14 protein-coding genes are annotated in these 17662 nt (G+C 66.1%); 6 read left to right on the top strand and 8 right to left on the bottom strand.

What is annotated here, in order from left to right:
• Nucleotides 1-67: 67 nt before the first annotated feature.
• From cmk to mtnA, 7 genes are all read right to left on the bottom strand, one after another.
• A complete protein-coding gene (cmk, locus tag ACAW63_RS13200; RefSeq protein WP_371234205.1) occupies nucleotides 68-757 on the bottom strand; it encodes a (d)CMP kinase in 690 nt (229 codons plus the stop codon).
• Complete coding sequence (locus ACAW63_RS13195) at nucleotides 757-2982, bottom strand: bifunctional prephenate dehydrogenase/3-phosphoshikimate 1-carboxyvinyltransferase (protein WP_370601030.1); 2226 nt, start codon at nucleotides 2980-2982, stop codon at nucleotides 757-759. Before ACAW63_RS13195 ends, cmk begins: the two co-directional genes overlap by 1 nt.
• Nucleotides 2975-4087, bottom strand: coding sequence for a histidinol-phosphate transaminase (gene hisC, locus ACAW63_RS13190; RefSeq protein ID WP_371234203.1), 1113 nt, complete (start codon nucleotides 4085-4087; stop codon nucleotides 2975-2977). Before hisC ends, ACAW63_RS13195 begins: the two co-directional genes overlap by 8 nt.
• Before the next feature lie 70 nt (nucleotides 4088-4157).
• Entirely contained in the window at nucleotides 4158-5255 is a 1098-nt protein-coding gene (gene pheA / locus ACAW63_RS13185) for a prephenate dehydratase (protein ID WP_243808806.1), read from the bottom strand.
• Nucleotides 5255-6340 carry a 3-phosphoserine/phosphohydroxythreonine transaminase gene (gene serC, locus ACAW63_RS13180; RefSeq protein ID WP_371234201.1) on the bottom strand — a complete coding sequence of 362 codons (1086 nt, stop codon included), beginning with the start codon at nucleotides 6338-6340 and terminating at the stop codon, nucleotides 5255-5257. The genes pheA and serC overlap by 1 nt, the downstream gene beginning before the upstream one ends.
• A 14-nt stretch (nucleotides 6341-6354) precedes the next feature.
• Nucleotides 6355-9129 carry a DNA gyrase subunit A gene (gene gyrA, locus ACAW63_RS13175; protein WP_371234199.1) on the bottom strand — a complete coding sequence of 925 codons (2775 nt, stop codon included), beginning with the start codon at nucleotides 9127-9129 and terminating at the stop codon, nucleotides 6355-6357.
• A 233-nt stretch (nucleotides 9130-9362) separates the two neighbouring features.
• Nucleotides 9363-10439 carry an S-methyl-5-thioribose-1-phosphate isomerase gene (gene mtnA, locus ACAW63_RS13170; protein ID WP_371234197.1) on the bottom strand — a complete coding sequence of 359 codons (1077 nt, stop codon included), beginning with the start codon at nucleotides 10437-10439 and terminating at the stop codon, nucleotides 9363-9365.
• Nucleotides 10440-10593: 154 nt separating this feature from the next.
• Between mtnA and ACAW63_RS13165 the strand changes: the two genes are divergently transcribed.
• The 5 genes from ACAW63_RS13165 to ACAW63_RS13145 all read left to right on the top strand — a co-directional run bounded on the left by ACAW63_RS13165 (nucleotide 10594) and on the right by ACAW63_RS13145 (nucleotide 15454).
• A complete protein-coding gene (locus ACAW63_RS13165; protein WP_371234195.1) occupies nucleotides 10594-11919 on the top strand; it encodes a TRZ/ATZ family hydrolase in 1326 nt (441 codons plus the stop codon).
• A gap of 147 nt (nucleotides 11920-12066) precedes the next feature.
• On the top strand, nucleotides 12067-12765 hold the full coding sequence (gene ubiG, locus ACAW63_RS13160) for a bifunctional 2-polyprenyl-6-hydroxyphenol methylase/3-demethylubiquinol 3-O-methyltransferase UbiG (protein ID WP_275608045.1): 699 nt from the start codon (nucleotides 12067-12069) through the stop codon (nucleotides 12763-12765).
• Nucleotides 12762-13439, top strand: coding sequence for an N-acetylmuramic acid 6-phosphate phosphatase MupP (mupP, locus tag ACAW63_RS13155; protein ID WP_371234193.1), 678 nt, complete (start codon nucleotides 12762-12764; stop codon nucleotides 13437-13439). The genes ubiG and mupP overlap by 4 nt, the downstream gene beginning before the upstream one ends.
• A 91-nt stretch (nucleotides 13440-13530) precedes the next feature.
• Nucleotides 13531-14274 (top strand): YciK family oxidoreductase, encoded by a 744-nt coding sequence (locus tag ACAW63_RS13150; RefSeq protein ID WP_371234191.1) that lies wholly within the window; start codon nucleotides 13531-13533, stop codon nucleotides 14272-14274.
• A 253-nt stretch (nucleotides 14275-14527) separates the two neighbouring features.
• Nucleotides 14528-15454: a GGDEF domain-containing protein gene (locus tag ACAW63_RS13145; RefSeq protein ID WP_371234189.1), complete on the top strand. Its 927-nt coding sequence runs from the start codon at nucleotides 14528-14530 to the stop codon at nucleotides 15452-15454.
• Between the two features lie 191 nt (nucleotides 15455-15645).
• Here the strand turns inward: ACAW63_RS13145 and rluB are convergent, their stop codons facing one another.
• Complete coding sequence (gene rluB, locus ACAW63_RS13140) at nucleotides 15646-17037, bottom strand: 23S rRNA pseudouridine(2605) synthase RluB (RefSeq protein WP_371234187.1); 1392 nt, start codon at nucleotides 17035-17037, stop codon at nucleotides 15646-15648.
• 120 nt (nucleotides 17038-17157) lie between these two features.
• Between rluB and ACAW63_RS13135 the strand changes: the two genes are divergently transcribed.
• On the top strand, nucleotides 17158-17592 hold the full coding sequence (locus tag ACAW63_RS13135; RefSeq protein WP_371234185.1) for an NUDIX hydrolase: 435 nt from the start codon (nucleotides 17158-17160) through the stop codon (nucleotides 17590-17592).
• Nucleotides 17593-17662: the final 70 nt, after the last annotated feature.

The raw sequence follows: 17662 nt of genomic DNA, 5'->3' as shown, positions 1-17662 counted from the left end.
CAGATCCACCCCGCCCTTGAAAGGAAAATCCCCCGGCGCTGCCGAGGGATTTCTGTGTCCAAGCCGATCAGTCGGCCAGTCCCAACCGTGAAACTTCGGCGAGGATACTTTCCACCACTGCATCGATGCTCATCTCGGTGGAGTCCACCAGAATTGCACCCCTGGCCGGCTTCAGCGGCGCCACGGCGCGTTGGCTGTCGCGCTCGTCGCGGGCGCGGATTTCTTCCGCCAGCTGTGCCTGGTCGCTTTCGATGCCCTTGCCCTTGAGCTGCAGGTAGCGACGGCGGGCGCGCTCTTCGGCCGAAGCGGTGAGGAATATCTTCAGTTGGGCGCTGGGGAAGACCACGGTGCCCATGTCGCGGCCGTCGGCCACCAGGCCGGGCGCTTCGAGGAAGGCGCGCTGGCGTTGCAGCAGCGCATCGCGCACCGCCGGCAGCGCGGCGACTTGCGAGGCGCCGGCGCCGACCTGTTCGGTGCGGATGGTGTCGGTGACGTCTTCGCCTTCGAGGATGATGTGCTGGCCCTGCCCGCCCTTGGCGTGGGTGAACTGGACGTCCAGGTGCGCCGCCAGGACCTTGAGGGCTTCCTCGTTGGTCAGGTCGATGCCGTGGTTACCGGCGGCGAACGCCAGCAGGCGGTACAGCGCGCCGGAGTCCAGCAGGTTCCAGCCCAGGCGCTTGGCCAGCAGGCCGGCGACGGTGCCCTTGCCGGAACCGCTGGGGCCGTCGATGGCGACGACCGGCCATTCAGCGTTCATCAGTTCTTCTCCTCGGCGACGCGGATGCCCGCGCCGGAGGCCAGCCCGAGGAAGTTCGGGAAGGAGGTCGCGACGTTGGCGCAGTCGTGGATGCGGATCGGCGCGCCGGCACGCAGGGAGGCCACGCTGAAGGACATGGCGATGCGGTGGTCGCCGTGGCTCCAGACTTCGCCGCCACCGTAGGCGCCGCCTTCGATGATGATGCCGTCCGGGGTCGGTTCGGCTTTCACGCCCAGGGCGATCAGGCCGTCGGCCATGACCTGGATGCGGTCGGATTCCTTCACCCGCAGCTCTTCCGCGCCGCGCAGTACGGTGCGGCCTTCGGCGTTCGCGGCGGCGACGAAGAGTACCGGGAACTCGTCGATGGCCAGCGGCACCAGGTCTTCGGGGATGTCGATGCCCTTGAGCTTGGCCGAACGCACGCGGATGTCGGCGACCGGTTCGCCGCCCACTTCACGCTGGTTTTCCAGGGTGATGTCGGCGCCCATCAGCTTGAGGATGTCGATGACACCGGTGCGGGTCGGGTTGATGCCGACGTGTTCCAGCACCAGGTCGGAACCTTCGGCGATGCTCGCGGCCACCAGGAAGAAGGCGGCGGAGGAAATGTCCGCCGGGACTTCGATCTGGGTGGCGGTCAGCTTGTGGCCGGACTCGACCTTGGCGGTGGCGCCTTCCACGTCGACCGGGTAGCCGAAGCCGCGCAGCATGCGCTCGGTGTGGTCGCGGGTCGGGGCCGGCTCGGTGGTGGAGGTGCTACCGGCGGCGTAGAGGCCGGCGAGCAGCAGGCAGGATTTGACCTGGGCGCTGGCCATCGGCATGTCGTAGTGCATGCCGGTGAGTTTCTTGCCGCCACGAATGGTCAGCGGCGGACGGCCTTCCGGACCGGTCTCGATCACCGCGCCCATTTCGCGCAGCGGCTTGGCCACGCGATTCATCGGACGCTTGGACAGCGAGGGGTCGCCAGTCAGGGTCGAGTCGAACGGCTGGGCCGCCAACAGGCCGCTGAGCAGGCGCATGGAGGTGCCGGAGTTGCCCAGGTAGATCGGGCCGGGCGGCGGCTTCAGACCATGCAGGCCGACGCCATGAACGGTGACGCGACCGTGGTGCGGGCCTTCGATGACCACGCCCATGTCGCGGAACGCCTGGATGGTGGCCAGGGCGTCTTCGCCTTCGAGGAAGCCTTGCACCTCGGTCGTGCCTTCGGCCAGGGAGCCGAGCATGATCGAGCGATGGGAAATGGACTTGTCGCCCGGTACGCGAACACGTCCGGACAGGCGGCCACCCGGCTGGGCCAGGTAAATCAGGTCATTGTTGTGCATGGCGTCCACATAGGCCCGTTGGGCCAGGATTTTGCTGAAATGCTCGCGGGCAACCCGGGCGCGGGTGAAGACGCCCATCAATTGCTGCCCGTCCCCCTTGTCGACGGCCTCGCGCAGCGCGTCGAGGTCGTCACGGAATACGTCGAGGATGCGCAGCACCGCCCCGCGATTGGCGAGGAAGATGTCGTGCCACATCACCGGGTCGCTGCCGGCGATCCGCGTGAAGTCGCGGAAGCCGCCAGCGGCATAGCGGAAGATTTCCAGATTCTCGCTGCGTTTGGCCAGCGAGTCGACCAGCGTGAAGGCCAGCAGGTGCGGCAGGTGGCTGGTCGCCGCCAGGACTTCGTCGTGGTGCTCCACGTCCATCTGCTCGACATCCGCGCCCAGCCCGCGCCAGAGGCTCTCGACGCACTGGACCGCGTCCGCGTCTGCATTATCCAGCGGCGTGAGGATGACTTTATGACGGCGGAACAGTTTCGCGTTGGCCGCTTCCACCCCGCTCTGCTCGGAGCCGGCGATGGGATGGCCAGGGATGAAGCGCGCCGGCATTCCGCCGAACACCGCTTTCGCGGCACGCACCACGTTACCCTTGGCGCTGCCCACGTCGGTGAGGATGGCGTTGCCCAGGTCGAAGGTGGCGAGTTCGCCGAGGACCTTCTCCATGGCCAGGATCGGCACGGCGAGCTGGATCACGTCGGCATCGATGCAACCGGCGGCGAGGCTTTCCTCGCAGCGGTCGACCACGCCCAGCTCCACCGCGAGGCGGCGGGTTTCCGGATCACGATCGACGCCGACCACTTCCTCGAACAGCCCCTTCTCGCGGATACCCTTGGCGAAGGAGCCGCCGATCAGGCCGAGCCCCACCACGACGAGGCGGCGGAGCTTGTGCGGCAGGACATCAGGCACGGGCAAGCACCTTGGCCAGCGCTTCGAGGAAGCGGGCGTTCTCGGCCGGCAGGCCGATGGAGATGCGCAGGTGCTGCGGCATGCCGTAGCCACCGACCGGGCGAACGATCACGCCTTCGGCGAGCAGGGCCTGGTAGACCGGGCCGGCGTCACGCTTGAGGTCCACGGCGATGAAGTTGCCCTTGGAAGGAATCCACTGCAGGTCCAGTGCGCGCAGGCCGTTTTCCAGCTGGGCCATGCCTTCGTCATTGATGCGTTTGCCTTCGGCCAGGTACTCGACGTCGTCCAGTGCGGCGCAGGCGGCGGCCAGGGCCAGGCTGTTGACGTTGAACGGCTGGCGCACGCGGTTAAGCACGTCGGCGACCTGCGCCGAGGAGATCGCGTAGCCGACACGCAGCGACGCCAGGCCATAAGCCTTGGAGAAGGTGCGCGAAACCAGCAGGTTCGGGTAGCGGGCCAGGTACTTCAGGCCATCCGGCAGTTCCTCGCCTTCGGCGTACTCGATGTAGGCCTCGTCCAGCACCACCAGGACGTTCTCCGGAACCTGCGACAGGAAGCGCTCCAGCGCATCCGGGCCGAACCAGGTGCCGGTGGGGTTGTTCGGGTTGGCGATGAAGACCACGCGGGTGTTGGCATCGATGGCCGCCAGCATGGCTTCCAGGTCATGGCCCCAGTCCTTGGCCGGCACGACCTTGCCCTGGGCGCCGACGGCCTGGGTGGAGATCGGGTAGACGGCAAAGGCGTACTGGCTGAACACGGCGTTCAGGCCGGGCGCGAGATAGGCGCGGGCGACCAGATCGAGGATGTCGTTGGAGCCGTTGCCCAGAGTCACCTGCGCGGTGCCGACGCGACAGCGAGCGGCCAGGCGGCTCTTCAGCTCGAAGCCGTTGCCGTCGGGATAGCGGGTCAGCTCGGCCAGTTCAGCGCGGATCGCTTCGAGCGCCTTCGGGCTCGGGCCCAGCGGGTTCTCGTTGCTGGCCAGCTTGATGATGCCGGCGGGATCGAGCTTCAGCTCACGGGCCAGCTCATCGACCGGCTTGCCGGGCACATAGGGGGAAAGCTTCTGCACGCCCGGCTGAGCCAGGGCAAGGAAATCACACGACATCGCTAAAAGCCTCAAGCTATGGGCCGCAAGCCGTTCCCCGGCGCACCGGTGGCTTGCGGCTCGCGGTTTCTCAGAGAACCGCTTTGGGGTAGGAACCCAGCACCTTCAGGGCAACGGCTTCGCTGCTGATCTTTTCCAGCACGTCCTTGATCAGCGGGTCCTTGTGGTGGCCGACGAAGTCGATGAAGAACACGTAGGTCCACTTGCCGCTGCGCGACGGGCGGGTCTCGATGCGGGTCAGGTCGATGCCGTTGGTGTGGAACGGCACCAGCAGCTCATGCAGCGCGCCCGGCTTGTTGCGCATGGAGACGATGATGGAGGTCTTGTCGTCGCCGGTGGGCGGCACTTCCTGGTTGCCGATCATGAGGAAGCGCGTGGAGTTGTCCGGGCGGTCCTCGATCTTCTCGTGCAGCTTGTCCAGGCCGTACAGGCTGGCGGCCATGTCGCCGGCGATGGCTGCGCTGTTCCACTCGCTCTTCACCCGCTTGGCGGCGTCGGCGTTGCTGGAGACTGCTACGCGCTCGACGTTCGGGTAGTGCGCGTCCAGCCACTTGCGACACTGGGCCAGGGACTGGGCGTGGGAGTAGATGCGGGTGATGTTGTTGGTCTTGGTGTTCTCGCCCACCAGCAGGTGGTGGTGGATGCGCAGCTCCACCTCGCCGCAGATCACCAGGTCGTGCTCGAGGAAGCTGTCGAGGGTGTGGTTGACCGCGCCTTCTGTGGAGTTTTCCACAGGCACCACGCCAAAGTTCACCGCACCGGCGGCGACTTCACGGAACACTTCGTCGATAGCGGCCATCGGGGTGCTGATCACCGCGTGGCCGAAGTGCTTGAGCGCCGCGGCCTGGGTGAAGGTGCCTTCCGGGCCGAGGTAGGCCACTTTCAGCGGCTGTTCCAGGGCGAGGCAGGAGGACATGATCTCGCGGAACAGACGAGCGACTTCCTCGTTGTCCAACGGCCCCTTGTTCAGCTCCATGATGTGCTTGAGCACCCAGGCCTCGCGCTCGGGCCGGTAGAACACCGGCTTCTCGCCTTCGGCCAGGGAGGCCATCTTCACGCGCGCCACGTCGGTGGCGCAGCGGGCACGTTCGCTGATCAGCTCGAGGATCTTCTCGTCGAGGCTGTCGATGCGTACGCGCAAAGCCTTGAGCTGGTCAGCGTCGCTCATCAGCCGTGCTCCTTCTCGAACTCGGCCATGTAGCCGACCAGGGCTTCGATGGCGTCCAGGCCCAGGGCGTTATAGATGGAGGCACGCATGCCGCCCACCGAACGGTGGCCTTTCAGGTTGAGCAGGCCGCGCGCGTCGGCACCGATGAGGAAGGCCTTGTCGAGCTTCTCGTCGGCCAGGCGGAACGGCACGTTCATCCAGGAGCGGGCGCTGGGCTGGATCGGGTTGGTGTAGAAGTCGCTGCTGTCGATGAAGGAATACAGCATGTCCTTCTTCGCGCGGTTGCGCTTCTCCATGGCGTCGACGCCGCCCTGTTCCTTCAGCCACTGGAAGACCAGGCCGGAGAGGTACCAGGAGTAGGTCGCCGGAGTGTTGTACATGGAGCCGTTATCGGCGGCGACCTTGTAGTTGAGCATGGTCGGGCAGATGCTGCGGGCGCGGCCCAGCAGGTCTTCGCGCACGATGACCACCACCAGGCCGCTGGGGCCGATGTTCTTCTGCGCGCCGGCGTAGATCAGGCCGAACTTCGACACGTCGATCGGGCGGGAGAGGATGTCCGAGGACATGTCGACCACCAGCGGGACGTCGCCGACTTCCGGAATCCAGTCGAATTCCAGGCCACCGATGGTCTCGTTGGACGCGTAGTGCAGGTACGCGGCGTCCTTGGACAGGTTCCACTCGTTCTGCCCGGGGATGGCGAAGTAGTCGTACTTGGACGCGCTGGCAACCACGTTGACGTTGCCGAAGCGGCGAGCCTCTTCGATGGCCTTCTTCGACCAGATGCCGGTTTCCACATAGTCCGCCACGCCGTCTTCGGGCAGCAGGTTCAGCGGGATCTCGGCGAACTGCTGGCTGGCGCCGCCCTGCAGGAACAGCACCTTGTAGTTCGACGGCACGCCCATCAGGTCGCGCAGGTCCTGCTCGGCCTTCTCGGCGATGGCCACGTAGTCGTCGCTACGGTGGCTCATCTCCATGACCGACAGGCCCTTGCCCTGCCAATCCAGCAGTTCGGCGCGGGCGCGCTCCAGCACCTCGGTGGGAAGCGCCGCGGGACCGGCGCAGAAGTTAAAGGCTCGCTTGCTCACATCCACTCTCGCTTTCAGTCTTCGCTGGCCTGCGGGGCTTCTTCAGCCGCAGCTTCGCCTGCTTCTTGGTTCTCGTCCGACACGTCGCCTTCGACGATCTCGCCATCGATGACGTCGTCTTCCACGACGGTAGGCTCCTGCACCCGCTCTAGGCCCACGACGGTCTCGTCGGCAGCCAGCTTGATGAGGATCACGCCCTGGGTGTTACGGCCAGCGCCGCGAACTTCGTCGACACGGGTACGCACCAGGGTGCCCTGGTCGGAAATCAGCATGATTTCCTCACCGTCCAGTACCTGCACGGCGCCGACCAGGTTGCCGTTACGCTCGTTGATCACCATGGCGATCACGCCCTGGCCACCACGGCCGCGGCGCGGGTAGTCGGCCAGCGGGGTGCGCTTGCCGTAACCGCGCTCGGAAGCGGTGAGGATCTGCGCCTCGCGGCACTCCGGAATCAGCATGGAGATGATGCGCTGGTCTTCGGCCAGGCGCATGCCACGCACGCCACGGGCGTTACGGCCCATGATGCGCACCTTGCTTTCCTTGAAGCGGATCACCTTGCCGGCGTTGGAGAACATCATCACGTCCTTCGAACCGTCGGTGATGGCGGCGGCGATCAGCGAGTCGCCCTCTTCCAGCTTCAGGGCGATCAGGCCGTTGGAGCGCGGCTTGGTGAACTGGATCAGCGGGGTCTTCTTCACGGTGCCTTTCATGGTGGCCATGAAGATGTACGCGCCGGTCGGCTCGTCCTGGCTGAAGTCGGCGTCGTCGCCCTCTTCGGCCTCTTCGGCTTCCACCACTTCGGCGACCTGTTCGGCAACCACGTCGTCGTCATCGCCTTCTTCACCGGCGAACTGGGCGCGCACGGCTTCCAGGTCGATCTGCAGCATCGCGGTGATGCGCTCGCCTTCGTCCAGCGGCAGCAGGTTCACCAGCGGACGGCCACGGGCGGTACGCGAGGCCTCCGGGATCTCGAAGGTACGCAGCCAGTAGACCTTGCCCTTGCTGGAGAACAGCAGCAGGGTGGCGTGGCTGTTGGCGACCAGCAGGTGCTCGATGTAGTCCTCGTCCTTCACGCCGCTGGCGGACTTGCCCTTGCCACCGCGACGCTGGGCCTCGTAGGCGGCCAGCGGCTGGGACTTGGCGTAGCCGCCGTGGGAGATGGTCACCACACGCTCTTCTTCGGTGATCAGGTCGGCGATGGTCAGGTCCATCTGCGACGCGACGATCTCGGTGCGGCGGGCGTCGCCGAACTCCGCTTTCACCTTCTCCAGCTCTTCGCGAATGACTTCCATCAGGCGCTCGGGGCTGGTCAGGATGCGGATCAGCTCGCCGATCAGGGTGAGGATTTCCTGGTACTCGGACAGGAGCTTCTCGTGCTCCAGGCCGGTCAGGCGGTGCAGGCGCAGTTCCAGGATGGCCTGGGCCTGTTCCGGCGACAGGTAGTACTTGCCGTCGCGCAGGCCGTACTGCTCGTCCAGGTCTTCCGGACGGCAGGAGTCGGCGCCAGCGCGCTCGACCATGGCTTCCACGGCGCTGGATTCCCAGGCGGTGGCGATCAGGCGTTCCTTGGCTTCGGCCGGGGTCGGCGAGGTCTTGATCAGCTCGATCACCGGGTCGATGTTCGACAGGGCAACGGCCTGACCTTCCAGGATGTGGCCGCGTTCGCGAGCCTTGCGCAGCTCGTAGACGGTCCGGCGGGTCACCACTTCACGGCGGTGGCGGATGAAGACCTCGAGCATTTCCTTGAGGTTCATCGTGCGCGGCTGGCCGTCGACCAGGGCCACCACGTTGATGCCGAAGACGCTCTGCAGTTGGGTCTGGGCGTAGAGGTTGTTCAGCACGACCTCGCCCACTTCGCCACGGCGCAGCTCGATGACCACGCGCATGCCGTCCTTGTCGGACTCGTCGCGCAGCTCGGTGATGCCTTCGATCTTCTTCTCTTTCACCAGCTCCGCGATCTTCTCGATCAGGCGGGCCTTGTTCAGCTGGTAGGGCAGCTCGGTGATGATGATCTGCTGGCGGTTGCCGCCCTTCTCCATGTCCTCGATGGTGGCGCGGGCACGGATATAGATGCGGCCACGACCGGTGCGATAGGCCTCGATGATGCCCGCACGGCCGTTGATGATGCCCGCCGTCGGGAAGTCCGGGCCGGGGATGTAGTTCATCAGGTCGTCGATGGACAGCTCGGGGTTGTCCATCAGCGCCAGGCAGCCGTCGATCACCTCGGAGAGGTTGTGCGGCGGGATGTTGGTCGCCATGCCCACGGCGATGCCGCTGGAACCGTTGACCAGCAGGTTCGGGATCTTGGTCGGCATGACCGCCGGGATCTGCTCGGTGCCGTCATAGTTGGGCACCCAGTCGACGGTTTCCTTGTCCAGGTCGGCGAGCAGCTCATGGGCGAGCTTGGCCATGCGCACTTCGGTGTATCGCATGGCCGCGGCGTTGTCGCCGTCCACCGAACCGAAGTTGCCCTGGCCGTCGACCAGCATGTAGCGCAGCGAGAAGGGCTGGGCCATGCGGACGATGGTGTCGTACACCGCGGTGTCACCGTGCGGGTGGTACTTACCGATCACATCACCGACCACACGGGCGGATTTCTTGTAGGGCTTGTTCCAGTCGTTGCCCAGTTCGCTCATGGCGTACAGGACGCGGCGATGCACGGGCTTCAAGCCGTCGCGCGCATCGGGCAGGGCACGACCGACGATCACGCTCATGGCGTAATCGAGGTAGGACTGTCGGAGTTCGTCTTCGATGTTGACCGGGAGGATTTCTTTGGCCAGTTCGCCCATGAGAAGCCTGGTTCCTTTTTCAAATGGGACTCCGCCACGCTCGTCCTGAGCCCGACGGAGCGCGGTGCGCCATCAAAGCGCCACCGACTCTCTACAAATCAACGACTTATTGCGCTGATTCGCGATGCTGAAGGGGGTGCGAAAACGCCCCCCGAAGAACCGTCGGAGCTTACCACAAGCCAGGGTGAAGACCTACCCTCGCCCAGCCCCCACGATGAATTGCCGCAGCCCTGTCAGTGCAGGCGCTTGCGGCTCATCAGCTGGGCCATGCGCTCGGCGTCCGGGCGTTCGACCACGCCACGCTCGGTCACGATCGCGTCGATCAGGTCCGCCGGAGTCACATCGAACACCGGATTGAAGGCATCTACCTCGGCAGCGACCCGTTTGCCGCCGATCTCCAGCAGTTCGCGGCCGTCGCGCTCCTCGATCGGGATGTCCTCGCCGCTTTCCAGGCTCATGTCGATGGTCGAACTGGGCGCCACCACCATGAAGCGCACGCCGTGGTGCATGGCATTGACCGCCAGCTGGTAGGTGCCGATCTTGTTGGCCACGTCACCGTTGGCGGTGATGCGGTCGGCCCCGACTATGACCCAGGTGATGCTTTCGGTCTTCATCAGGTGCGCGGCGGCGGCGTCTGCGTTGAGGGTGACCGGTACGTTCTCGTTGGCCAGCTCCCAGGCGGTCAGCCGCGCGCCCTGCAGCCAGGGGCGGGTTTCGTCGGCGTAGACGCGCTCGATCAAGCCTTCCAGGTGCGCGGCACGGATCACCCCCAGCGCGGTGCCGAAGCCGCCGGTGGCCAGGGCGCCGGTGTTGCAGTGGGTGAGGATCTTCTGCGGACCGCTGTGCTGCTTGCGGATCAGCTCCACGCCCAGCTGGGCCATGGTCAGGTTGGCCTCGCGATCGCTTTCATGGATGGCGATGGCTTCCGCTTCCAGTACCGGCATCGGGTCCTCACCCGGCTTCAGGCGCTCCAGGCGGTCGCGCATGCGGTTCAGCGCCCAGAACAGGTTGACCGCGGTCGGCCGCGACTCGGCCAGTAAGGTGAAGTCCTCTTCCAGCGCCGCACGCCAGTCGCCGCCAGCGGCCAGGCGGGCGCGCAGGCCCAGGACCACGCCATAGGCGGCGGCAATGCCGATGGCCGGCGCGCCACGCACCACCATCTGGCGGATGGCGTCGGCCACGCCTTCGGCGCTTTCATAGGTCAGCCAGGTTTCTTCCAGCGGCAGCAAGCGCTGGTCCAGCAGGCGGAGGGTCCCCTTGCGCCAATCAATGGCCGTAACCCGTTCGGCCGCCAACAGTCGCTCACGCATGGAACACCTCGTCATTCGAATGGAATCGCGGACCAATCCCGGCCCCCAGGAATCTTCCCGCACCAGCGGGTAAAAGCGCGGAGTATACCGAGCCGGAGGCGCAGGCGCTCGGCTATACTCCGACCCACTTTCCGCCGCGCCCAGGATGCGCTTCATGCCCACTGCCAAAGCCCCGCTCGACCTGCTTCTGCTCCCCACCTGGATCGTCCCCGTGGAACCCGCCGGCATCGTCCTGCGCGATCACGGCCTGGGCATCCGCGACGGCCGCATCGCCCTGCTCGCCCCGCGCGCCGAGGCAATGCAGCATCCGGCCACGGAGACCCGCGAACTGCCGGGCATGCTGCTCGCCCCCGGCCTGATCAATGCCCATGGCCACGCGGCGATGAGCCTGTTCCGCGGCATGGCCGACGATCTGGCGCTGATGACCTGGCTGCAGGAGCATATCTGGCCGGCCGAGGCCAAATGGGTGAATGAGGCGTTCGTCCGCGACGGCAGCGAACTGGCGATTGCCGAGCAGATCAAGGGTGGCATCACCTGCTTCGCCGACAAGTATTTTTATCCGCAGATCACTTGCGAAGCCGTGCACAAGGCCGGGGTACGCGCACAGATCGCCGTGCCGGTGCTGGACTTCCCGGTGCCCGGAGCCCGCGATGCCGACGACGCGATCCGCCAGGGTCTGGCGCTGCGCGACGACCTCAAGCACCACCCGCGCATCAAAGTGGCCTTCGGCCCGCACGCGCCCTACACGGTCAGCGACGACAAGCTGGAAAAAATCCTGATGCTCGCCGAGGAACTGGATGCAGGCATCCACATGCACGTCCACGAGACCGCCTTCGAAGTGCAGCAGGCTCTGGAAAAGGATGGCGAGCGGCCACTGGCCCGCCTGCATCGTCTCGGCCTGCTCGGCCCGCGCTTCCAGGCCGTGCACATGACCCAGGTGAATGAAGAGGACCTGGCCATGCTGGTGGAAACCAACAGCTCGGTGGTGCACTGCCCCGAGTCCAACCTCAAGCTGGCCAGCGGTTTCTGTCCGGTGGAACGGCTGTGGCAGGCTGGCGTCAACGTCGCCATCGGCACCGACGGCGCGGCCAGCAACAACGACCTGGACCTGCTCGGCGAAACCCGCACTGCCGCCCTGCTGGCCAAGGCGGTGGCCGGCCAGGCCACCGCGCTGGACGCCCACCGCGCCCTGCGCATGGCCACCCTGAACGGCGCCCGCGCCCTGGGCATGGAGCAGGAAACCGGCAGCCTGGAGCTGGGCAAATCCGCCGACCTGGCCGCCTTCGACCTCTCCGGCCTGGCCCAGCAGCCGGTCTACGAGCCGGTTTCCCAGCTGATCTATGCCAGCGGCCGCGACTGCGTGCGGCATGTCTGGGTCGGCGGCAAGCAGCTGCTGGAAGACGGCAAGCTCACCCGCCTGGACGAAGAACGCCTGATCGCCGTCGCCGGCGAATGGGGTCGCAAGATCGCCGGCGCCTGAGCCCCCTCAAGCCCGGACATCCTCGCGCAGCGCGGCCAGCCATGCGGGCCGCCGCTGCGACAATCTGTCATGCCGCGCCCCATCTGCCGCACGAAGCTGGCATCATAGGCGCCATTCGTTTTTCAGCTTTATGAGCATAGGGACACCATGAGCAACGTCGACCACGCCGAGATCGCCAAATTCGAGGCCCTCGCCCACCGCTGGTGGGACCGCGAAAGCGAGTTCAAGCCCCTGCACGACATCAACCCACTGCGGGTCAACTGGATCGACGAGCGCGTCAGCCTCGCCGGCAAGAAGGTGCTCGACGTCGGCTGCGGCGGCGGCATTCTCAGCGAAGCCATGGCGCAGCGTGGCGCCACCGTCACCGGCATCGACATGGGCGAAGCCCCCCTGGCCGTCGCCCAACTGCATCAGCTGGAATCCGGCGTACCGGTGGAATACCGCCGCATCACCGCCGAAGAGCTGGCCGAGGAAATGCCAGAGCAGTTCGACGTGGTGACCTGCCTGGAGATGCTCGAACACGTGCCGGACCCGGCCTCGGTCATCCGCGCCTGCTACAAGATGGTCAAGCCCGGCGGCCAGGTGTTCTTCTCCACCATCAACCGCAACCCGAAGGCCTATCTGTTCGCCATCGTCGGCGCGGAATACGTGATGCGCCTGCTGCCGCGCGGCACCCACGACTTCAAGAAGTTCATCCGCCCCTCCGAGCTGGGTGCCTGGTCGCGCGACGCGGGCCTTGCGGTCAAGGACATCATCGGCCTGACCTACAACCCGCTGACCAAGCACTACAAGCTGGCGGACGACGTCGACGTCAACTACATGATCCAGACCCTGCGCGAGGAGTGAATCGCATGCTCAAGGCGGTTCTCTTCGATATGGACGGCACGCTGCTGGACACCGCGCCGGACTTCATCGCCGTCTGCCAGGCGATGCTCAAGGCCCATGGCCGTGCGCCGATCGACGACAAGCGCATCCAGGACGTGGTCTCCGGTGGCGCCCGCGCCATGGTCGCCGCGACCTTCGACATGGACCCGGAAGCGCCTGGCTTCGAGACCCTGCGCCAGGAGTTCCTCGACCGCTACCAGGAGCATTGCGCCGTATTCACCCGCCCGTACGACGGCATGCCCGAGCTGCTGGCAAGCATCGAGCAGTCGCGGCTGATCTGGGGCGTAGTGACCAACAAGCCGGTACGCTTCGCCGCGCCGATCATGCAGCAGCTGGGGCTGGCCGAGCGCTCGGCCGTGCTGGTCTGCCCGGACCACGTGAAGCACAGCAAACCGGACCCGGAAATGCTCCTGCTGGCCTGCAGCCAGCTGAAGGTCGATCCGTCGGAAGTGCTGTTCATCGGTGACGACCTGCGCGACATCGAGTCGGGCCGCGCCGCCGGGACCAAGACTGCAGCCGTGCGCTATGGCTACATCCACCCGGACGACAACCCCGCGCACTGGGGCGCCGACGTCATCGTCAACCACCCGAGCGAGCTGCTGGCCGTCCTCGACCGTGCCCTCTGCAGCTGCTGAAGCAGCCTCAAGCAACACGCCGCAAGCTTCGCGTTCACGCCGCTCTTTGCCGCTGACCGCCTGAAGCTTGCCGCTCTCCGAAGGAGCCCCCATGTTCGACTATTCCGCCCGTCCCGACCTCCTCAAGGGCCGCGTGATCCTGGTGACCGGCGCCGGCCGCGGCATTGGCCGGGCCGCATCGCTCACCTTCGCCGCCCATGGCGCCACCGTGCTGCTGCTGGGCAAGACCGAGGAATACCTCAACGAGGTGTATGACGAGATCGTCGCCGCCGGCCATCCGGAACCGGTGGTGATCCCGCTGAACCTGGAAACCACCCTGCCGCACCAGTACGACGAGTTGGCGGCCACCATCGAGAAGGAGTTCGGCAAGCTCGACGGCCTGTTGCACAACGCCTCGATCCTCGGCCTGCGTTCGCCCATCGAGCAGATTTCCACCGACAACTTCACCCGCGTCATGCAGGTGAACGTCAACGCCATGTTCAGCCTGACCCACACCCTGCTGCCGCTGCTCAAGCTCTCCGAGGATGCCTCGGTGATCTTCACCTCCAGCAGCGTCGGTCGTAAGGGGCGCGCCTACTGGGGTGCCTACGCGGTGTCGAAGTTCGCCACCGAAGGCCTGATGCAGGTGCTGGCGGACGAATGCGAGGACATCACCCGCGTCCGCGCCAACAGCGTCAACCCCGGTGCCACCCGCACCGCCATGCGCGCCCACGCCTATCCGGGCGAAAATGCCTTCAACAACCCGCTGCCCGAAGAGATCATGCCGGTCTACCTGTACCTGATGGGCCCGGACAGCAAGGGCGTCAACGGCCAGGCCTTCAACGCTCAGGACTGACACCCGATACACGGCGCCCTCGCCCCGCATCGAGGGCGCCGCTTTCCGCCGGTTTTCTGGCAACTGCGCTTTTCCCCCTGGCGCAAAGTGCCATCATTTCGCCATTCTTCTGACAAATCCGCCCTCCTTTCGGAACCCAAGCCCCCTCCTGTCGGTCCATAAGCCCTCTTTTGCAGACTTTTCGAGGGCTGGCACGGAAATCGCTCTGTCCCTCCTGTCGCCGTATGAAACGCGCCAGAGGTTGCCTCGCGCCATGGTTCCCCCCAACAAGTCCAACACCATCGATTTCGATGCCGCCAAGCTCCAGCGCCTGGCCGCCCAGGAGCCGCGCCAGCGCTCCGGGCGCCCGCTCGACCTGCTGGAGCTGCGCCAGCATCTGAACCTGCAATTGCAGGCGAGCCTGGAAGCCGACCGCATCCTGGCGGTGTTCTTCAGCGAGATTCAGCGCCTGCTGCCAGTGGACTACCTGGCTTATCAGCACAGCGGGGCGGACCTGCGCCTGGAGTTCGGCGAGGCGGCACAGCACAGCGCCGACTACCGCCTCATTCACGACGGCGAGTACCTGGGCGAGCTCTGCTTCCGCCGCCGCCTGCGCTTCTCCGAGGCCGAGCTGGGCCAACTGGAATCGCTGATGGCCTGCCTGCTCTACCCCCTGCGCAACGCTCTGCTCTACCGCGCCGCGGTACAGTCGGCCCTGCGCGACGCGCTCACCGGCACCGGCAACCGCATCGCCATGGACCAGGCCCTGACCCGCGAGGTCGAGGTCGCCCGGCGTCACCTGCAGCCACTGTCGGTGCTGATGCTCGACCTGGACCACTTCAAGCAGATCAACGACGTGCACGGCCACAGTATCGGCGACGACGCCCTGCGTGCGGTGGCAGAGGCCATCAAGGCCAGCCTGCGCAACGTCGACATGGTGTTCCGTTTTGGCGGCGAGGAATTCCTCGTGCTGCTCTCCAACACCTCCGGCAGCAGCGCCGCCCAGGTAGGCGAGCGGCTGCGGCGCGCCGTGGAGGAGCTGGACCTGGCCATCGACGGCAAACGTTTGCCGCTGTCGATCAGCCTGGGCTGTGCCTCGCTCAATGCCGGCGAGTCGGTGGACGATCTGTTGCGCCGTGCCGACAACGCCTTGTACGAAGCCAAGCGCGATGGGCGTAATCGACTGGCCTGCGCCAGCTGAGGTCTCCGGGAGACCCTCGTAGGATGGGTGGAGCCTGGGCGATATCCATGCTGTCGGTGCCTGGATTGATGGGTATCGCTTCGCTCCACACCATCCTACCGACTCGACAAAGGCGATCCCGCAAGCACCCATCGAATCCCAGGCAAGAAAAAAGGACTCCGAGGAGTCCTTTTTTTCATTTCAGCTGACGCTTAGCGCTTGAAGCCCGGACGCATGCCATCACCGGCGGCTTGCGGACGACGCTTGGCGATCGGCTTGCGCGCCGGTTTGCCCGGACGCTCGGCCAGCGGGGCACCCTTGTCGCGCTCGGGCGCGCGCGCCGGACGATCACTCGGTGCCTTGCGCGGAGCACGGCCTTCGCCGGCATCGCTACGCGGCCCACGGGCCGGACGCTCCGCACCATCGCGCGGAGCGCGAGCAGGACGGTCGGCATCACGCGGCTTGCGCGGAGCGCGGCCTTCGCCGGCATCGCTGCGCGGACCACGGGCCGGACGATCACCGGCATCGCGCGGAGCGCGTGCAGGACGATCGCTGCCGGCGTCACGCGGTTTGCGCGGGGCACGGCTGTCTTCACCGCGCGGGGCGCGGGCCGGACGCTCATCGCCGTCACGCGAACCACGGGCTGGGCGCTCACCGGCAGCCGGACGCGGCGCACGGTGCGAGCGCTCCTCGTCATGCTCCTTGCGCGAACGCGAGCCACGGCCCGGACGCTCGCTGGGCGCCAGCTTCTTGCCGAGCTTGCGCGACTGACGCTCGATCTTCTCCATGGCCTTGCCGGACAGGTTCGGCAGGGCGACGGGCTTGAGGCCGACTTCCTCGCTGAGGATGTCGACTTCGCGCTGATCCATTTCGCGGTAGCGGCCCATGGTCAGCTCGGAGGTCAGGAAGACCGGTCCGAAGCGCACGCGTTTCAGGCGGCTGACGATCACGCCCTGGGATTCCCACAGGCGGCGGACCTCGCGGTTACGGCCTTCCATCACCACCACGTGGTACCAGTGGTTGAAACCTTCGCCACCAGGCGCTTCCTGGATGTCGCTGAACTTGGCCGGGCCGTCTTCGAGCATCACGCCGGCTTTCAGGCGCTCGATCATCTCTTCGTCGACTTCGCCACGCACGCGTACGGCGTACTCGCGATCCATCTCGTAAGACGGGTGCATCAGGCGGTTGGCCAGCTCACCGTCGGTGGTGAACATCAGCAGGCCGGTGGTGTTGATGTCCAGGCGGCCGATGTTGATCCAGCGGCCGCTGCGCAGGCGCGGCAGGCGGTCGAATACGGTCGGACGACCTTCCGGATCGTCGCGGGTGCAGACTTCGCCTTCGGGCTTGTTGTAGATCAGCACGCGGCGGACGTGCTCTTCGATCTTCTCACGCTTGAGCAGGCGGTCATCGACGGCGATGGCGTCATGGTCGCCCACGCGCTGGCCGAGGGTGGCCACGGCGCCGTTGACCTTGACTCGACCGTCTTCGATCCAGGCCTCGACGTCACGGCGCGAGCCGACGCCCATGCGCGCGAGGACTTTCTGCAGTTTCTCGCCGGCCGGGGCTGGGGTAAGTTCTTCAAGGTTTTCGTGCGTGTCGGTCATCTGGGCACCTCCCGGTGTGGCATGCAACGAATAAAAAGGTCGCGCATCATACGCGCTTGCGGGCGGCAAAGCACCGCCCGCGATCGGGAAAGACTAGTCGAGTTACGGGGGAACGCGCCCATGCGGCACGAAGATGACTTCACCGGCGCCAAGCTTGCGCTGTTCCATGCCGGCCAACTGGTGGTCTACAAGCGCGACGAAAAACCCGGCATCCCCTACCCCGGCTGCTGGGACTTTCCCGGCGGCGGCCGCGAGGGCAACGAAACACCGGCGCAATGCGCCCTGCGCGAGCTGGAGGAAGAATTCGCCCTGCGCCTGGACGAACGGCGCATCGAATGGCAGCGCCGCTACCGCGCCACCCACGGCCCAGCGCCCTGGGCCTGGTTCCTGGTGGCGCGCCTGGAGCAGGCCGAATTCGATGCCATCCGTTTCGGCGATGAAGGCCAGTACTGGCGCCTGATGCGCGTCAGCGAATACCTCGCCCACGAGCAGGCGGTGGATTACCTGCAGGAACGCCTGCGGCATTTCCTCGCAGGGTGCGCCCGGACCGACTGAATCCGTGCGGCGGACTGCTGATATGCATTTGCACGGCCCATCTGAATCTGTTTCCCACTGACGCATCTCC

The sequence above is a fragment of the Pseudomonas sp. QE6 genome, from assembly GCF_041379005.1.
GTDB lineage: Bacteria > Pseudomonadota > Gammaproteobacteria > Pseudomonadales > Pseudomonadaceae > Pseudomonas.
Note: the sequence above shows the minus strand (reverse complement) of the source record. Positions and strands in the feature narration are given on the sequence as shown.